Genomic DNA, 1,487 nt, shown 5'->3' on the forward strand with positions numbered 1-1,487 from the left:
CAACAAAGCCCGGCCATAGTCTTAAAGACCTTCCGGTTTCTATTAACGCGGGCGATATGATCATCGTCGACGAGGCCGGCATGGCCTCGACCCCTAACATCGGCTCGCTGTTAGACATTGCCGAGGAAGCAGGCGCAGTCGTGCGCTTTATCGGTGACCATAAACAGCTCGGCGCGGTAGAAAACGGCGGACTATTCGGCGCAATGGTCAACGCCGCAGACCGCACGGATAATCAACTCTCCGAAGTCGTGCGCTTCGGCGGAGACCGTGAACAATCCGCCACCAGCTTGCGTTTGCGTGACGGAGATTCGTCTACTTTCGACTTCTATACAGAGCGTGGTTGGGTCAATGGTGGCGCACGCAGCGACATGCTAGGTAAAGCCGCAGCAGACTACCTGGCTGATATTTCTAGCGGTAAAACCAGCCTTCTCATTGCTGCTACCAACCGCGATGTGGCAGAACTCAACGAGACAATCCGCGCCCACTACATCGCCCACGGTGAGGTTGACACCACCGTGGAAGCTCAGCTTTCTAGAGGTGAACAAGCCGGTGTTGGCGATACGATTCTGGCGCGCAAAAACCAGACGTTCTACGACGATGAGACTGCTACGAGTACCCGTATCAACAACGGCACCCTTATGACAGTCACCGCCATTGCCGACAACGGCAGTATCACCGCCCGCAACACAGCAACCGGTGAGACCCTGTGCCTGCCAGCAGACTACGTCCACGACAATGTGCAGCTAGGCTATGCCGCTACTGTCCACCGCGCCCAGGGCAGCACCGTGGACTGCACCCGCGCGGTAATCGACCACCACGTGGATAGAGCAGGGCTGTATGTGGCACTTACACGCGGCAAAATCGCCAACCACATCTATGCTGTTACCGAACACCAGCTAGATGAACTGGCCGAAGAAGGCCACTACCACTACCAAGGAATACGCCAAGCCCCCAGTGTCAGGGACGTCTTTAATAAGGCAATCTCGCGCGATAACAGCCCAAAGGCTGCACGCGAGGTCATAGCCGACGTCGTAGACGAGCAGACCTCACCCGATCGCATGATGAGCCTATGGCTTATGGGCAAAGATGAGGCCACCAACGACTTCATCGACGCTTACCTACCCGACTGGATCGACACCCTGCCCGGTGACCTTGCTCAAAAGATTGAAACCAGCGATGACGGCACAGAACCTATCCGCCACGGCTGGGCAAAACTCATTGACGCGGGCATTGACCCGCGCACCGTCATGGACGCGGCGACCCGCGATATTGACAACGCCCACGATCCGGCACGCCTTATCCGCTACCGCCTAGATGAACAGCTTCGCCAGCTTGATACGGGCAAACGCAACCAACTACCACCTGTATCCAGGCATGCAGATATAGAACTCGATACGTGGCTTCGCACCCACAACCCTTACGATCGCGCGGAAACTGCTCGCCTTACTGGAAAGGAAGGAAACCTTAACCAGCTCAACCAAACTGTG

The 1,487-nt window shown here is 56.6% G+C and carries 1 protein-coding gene; it reads left to right on the forward strand.

What is annotated here, in order from left to right; genetic code table 11:
- Positions 1 to 1,487 (forward strand): ATP-dependent DNA helicase (locus tag HMPREF2935_RS09715; RefSeq protein WP_168166299.1); only part of this gene is annotated, 1,487 nt, incomplete at both ends.

The organism is Corynebacterium sp. HMSC076D02 (genome assembly GCF_001813815.1).
GTDB lineage: Bacteria > Actinomycetota > Actinomycetes > Mycobacteriales > Mycobacteriaceae > Corynebacterium > Corynebacterium simulans.